This window comes from Plantactinospora sp. ZYX-F-223, from assembly GCF_039649625.1.
Taxonomy (GTDB): domain Bacteria; phylum Actinomycetota; class Actinomycetes; order Mycobacteriales; family Micromonosporaceae; genus Plantactinospora.
The window spans coordinates 1-3,606 of the sequence record NZ_JBDJAV010000129.1; the positions used below are offsets into that span (position 1 = coordinate 1).

General features: G+C 70.1%; 4 protein-coding genes. 1 reads left to right on the forward strand and 3 read right to left on the reverse strand.

The genetic code is table 11. The features are described 5' to 3' along the window. Nucleotides 1-587: 587 nt before the first annotated feature. The 3 genes from AAH979_RS42615 to AAH979_RS42625 are packed head-to-tail and all read right to left on the reverse strand — an operon-like array spanning nucleotide 588 to nucleotide 2,380. Complete coding sequence (locus AAH979_RS42615; RefSeq protein ID WP_346263802.1) at nucleotides 588-1,274, reverse strand: DUF998 domain-containing protein; 687 nt, start codon at nucleotides 1,272-1,274, stop codon at nucleotides 588-590. Nucleotides 1,275-1,325: 51 nt separating this feature from the next. After that, nucleotides 1,326-1,985, reverse strand: a complete 660-nt coding sequence (locus AAH979_RS42620) for an SRPBCC family protein (RefSeq protein WP_346263803.1) — start codon at nucleotides 1,983-1,985, stop codon at nucleotides 1,326-1,328. Next, nucleotides 1,982-2,380 (reverse strand): metalloregulator ArsR/SmtB family transcription factor, encoded by a 399-nt coding sequence (locus tag AAH979_RS42625; RefSeq protein ID WP_346263804.1) that lies wholly within the window; start codon nucleotides 2,378-2,380, stop codon nucleotides 1,982-1,984. The genes AAH979_RS42620 and AAH979_RS42625 overlap by 4 nt, the downstream gene beginning before the upstream one ends. Before the next feature lie 165 nt (nucleotides 2,381-2,545). On the opposite strand from AAH979_RS42625, the gene AAH979_RS42630 reads away from it, so the two are divergent. Next, nucleotides 2,546-3,562 (forward strand): DUF5937 family protein, encoded by a 1,017-nt coding sequence (locus AAH979_RS42630; RefSeq protein ID WP_346263805.1) that lies wholly within the window; start codon nucleotides 2,546-2,548, stop codon nucleotides 3,560-3,562. Nucleotides 3,563-3,606: the final 44 nt, after the last annotated feature.

The window sequence follows — 3,606 nt, forward strand, 5'->3', positions numbered from 1 at the left end:
ACGAGGGATCCGGGGTGTCATTGGAAAACTCGTCCCGAGACACACGCTCACGCCGGTCTCCAAGGGACAACAGAACGCCCGGCACCTCGCAGGGGATGCTGGTACTCGAGCGAACACCATATGTAACGACCGGCGGCCCCGGATCATTCCCGGAGACCCGACCACCAGCCCAGCTCACAGCCGGTGGTACTCGGCCGTACGTGAGATGTAACGACCGGCAGCCCACCAACATTCCAGCAAACCGACTCGATCATGAAATCGAACCGGATATTCGGAACGGGCCGGACATCCCGCGCACCGGGCGCTTACCCAACGTGCTCGGCTAATCCGCCCTCGTCAGACGGTTGACCTCGGCCGAGGTAAGCCTCCAGCTGCGCCCGGTGGAAGAAGTTCGGTGTCCCTGCGTACGAGGTTCTCGTTCGACGCCGTCCGGGGCGACGATGAGCGCAGCGCCCAATCGTCCGGGTGGAGCAGCCACCGTCGCGACCCGGCTGGCCCGCACGACCGCCATACGCAACGCTGGCTGCTCTCCACTTGCACTCCCCCGGCCACTGCGCGCCCTTCGTCTCGGACTAGCGGCCCGGCTCCTAGCCCTCGCGGGCTCGGCCGAGGTGGTGCGCGGCCAGCAGGGACGTCCAGGTCAGGACGAGCCCGATCGCGACGGCGAAGGCGACGTTGGCCGGTCGGGACCCCGCCAGCACGAAGATCGACATCCAGCCGGCCAGGAAGAGCCCGCCGGTAGTCGCGCTGAACACCGCCCAACCGCGACGACCGGCCGACGCGAACCGCCGGGCGAACCCGAAGCACGCGGCGATCAAAGCGAGAAAGGCGACCCCGGCGACCAGGAAGTGCAGCATCCCGTGCCAACTGACGCTGGTGGGCGGGCCGGTCGGCGTGCCGGGCGGGAAGCCGTCGACCGGGTCGGCGGAGAAGAGCGCCGCACCGACCATCCCGGCACCGAAGACGCCGACCAGCCGGGGTACCCAAGCCCGCCCCGCCCCCGGCTCGCGGAGCCGGCGCAGACCGATCGCGTACGCCACGAACAGCAGGCCGGTGACCGCGAAGTTGACGATCTGAATCCATCCCTGGGCACCGTTGCTCAGCAGGCTGGCCGGGTGCCGGCCGATGTCGAACCCGTCCCTGGTGAGCATCTGTAGCACGACCAGCACTATGTATAGCGGGCCGGCGACGACGCCGCAGGCCAGCAGGGCCCTCGTCGACCCGACGACCGTCCCGGGCACCCTGCCGGGCTCGGCGCTGACGGTCCCGGTCACCGATCTGTCCCGTCCGCCGGTACCGGACGGGCCACTCCGGCCCACCGCCGGTCAGCCATTGTCGTCGCCACTGGTGTCGGGGGCGAAGTGCTGCACCGCGAACGCGATGGCCGCGGCGAGGTCCTCGGCACTGGTCCCCCAGGCGGCCTGGACCGCCGGTCCCCAGGCGTGGCAGCTCTGCCGGGCGAACTCCTGCACCTCGGGGGTGTCCTCCCAGGTGGCGGGGTCGAACTCCGTACCGCCCAGGAACAGGTCGAGGCCGAGCAGGGCGATGTCCCAGCCACCACCGATGCCGATCGTGCCGCCGGCGCCGTAGGTGGCCACCATCTCGTCGACGATCTGGGCCGGCGACGCGTGCTCCAGCTCCAGTACGGTACCGCCGTCCGCGTCGGGCGCGAGCCGGACTTCGACCTCGGTGGACATTCCTTCGCCGAGCATCCAGGTCACCTTGATCAGGCGGGGCTCCTCGCAGCGCAGGATCTCTCCGCCGGCATTGCCCTTGAGCTGGTACTTGCCGCCGAGCCGCAGGTCACCCTCGACCGGGGCCAACCATCGGCTGATCCGCTCGGGGTCGGTGCAGGCGCTCCACACCTCCTCGATCGGTGCGTCGTAGCTGCGGCGCAGCAGCAGCGACCGCCCTTCGCCGGTGGCGACGGCCTGATTGCCGATCTCCCGGTGGGTGGCGTTCACCTGCTTGATGATGTCGATCACGTTTCTTCCTCGCTCTTCGTGGATGGTCGGCTGCCCGCGGACGACGTCCCGGCAGCCTTGTCGGGTAGTTCGCGGCGCTCGCGCCTGCCGCGGGCGAGTTCGGTGCCCAATGCGTCCAGGCGCTGGGTCCAGAACCGGCGGAAGCGCTCCAGCCAGATGTCGACCTCCCGGAGTGGCGCCGAATCGACGGCGTACAGGCGGCGGGTGCCGTCCGGGCGGACGGTCGCGAACCCGGACTGCCGCAGCACCCGCAAGTGCTGCGACACCGCCGGCTGGGAGATCCCGAACTCCGTCCGGATGACCCTGCTGACTGCGCCTGCGGCCTGTTCGCCGTCGGCGAGCAGTTCCAGGATCCGGCGTCTCACCGGATCGCCGAGCACGTCGAACGCCTGCACGGCAGAGAGAATGTCACCTGCCACTTATATAAGTCAAGTTTGAATTTCGGTCTTCGGCCGGGCTGCGTCCGGTTCCGCCGGGCAGGGATGTGCGGTGGCCGGTGCACCAGCCACCGCACGGCACGGACCGGGCCGGGCTGTCACTGGGGCGCTAGCCTCTGCCTGGTGATCCACCTGCACTTCAGCGCGGACGACCTGGGCCGGATCCGGTTCGCCTTCTCACCACTGATGGAGGCCGTGACCAGCGTACGAACGCTGTCCGCCAGCACGGCGGCCCGACTGCACGCCCCCTGGATACGGCAGGTGGCGGCGCGACTCGACGAGGTCGACCTGGAACTGTTGACCGCCGTCGTACGGCCCACCGGATACATCCCCGACTTCCTCGTCCCGCCGCCGTCGACCCGACTGTCCAGCATCGAGGCGAGCCTCGACGAGGTGGCCGGGGCCGACCTCGACACCGTGGTCGCGCAGCTATCGCACCTGGCCGGACACTGGGTTGCCCAGCAGGGCGCGGGTCGGCCCGGACGGGAGCGGCTGCTGCGGGAACTCGTCGACGACCCGGAGGCGGCAGTGGCCCGCCTGGTCGTCGCGCTCGAACACTACTGGCAGGTGGTCATCGTGCCGTACTGGCCACGGATCCGCGCCCTCTTGCAGGCCGACCTGGGGTATCGGCTCGAAGAACTCGCCGCCGGCGGGGTACAGCAACTCTTCCGTACGCTGCACCCGCTGGTCAGCTTCGACCGCGACACGCTGCGCGTCGTCAAGTACTACGAGGGGCACGCCGACCTGCGGCATCGTGGACTGCTGCTGGTGCCCTGCGTCTTCGCCTGGCCGGACGTAATCGTCCGCACGGGTGATCCCGGCCCGCCGACCGTCACGTACTCGCCGCGCGGGCTCGGCCGGCTCTGGGAGGCCCCGACCATCCAGCAGCAATCCCCGCTCGCCGGGGTGCTCGGGCGTACCCGCGCCACGATCCTCGCCCAACTGGACCTGCCGATGTCGACGACCCAGCTCGCCTGTCAGGTGACGGTGACCCCGCCCACGCTCAACTCCCACCTGAAGGCGCTGACGGCGGCCGGGATCCTGTCGGCACGACGGGACGGTCGCTCGGTCCTCTACGCCCGCACGCCCCTGGGGGATGCCTTGCTCACCGGGCCGGTGGACGCCGCGATGGGCGGTTGACCCGCACCTCGGCCGGGGCTGGAGACGCTGCTGGCCGGGTCCCC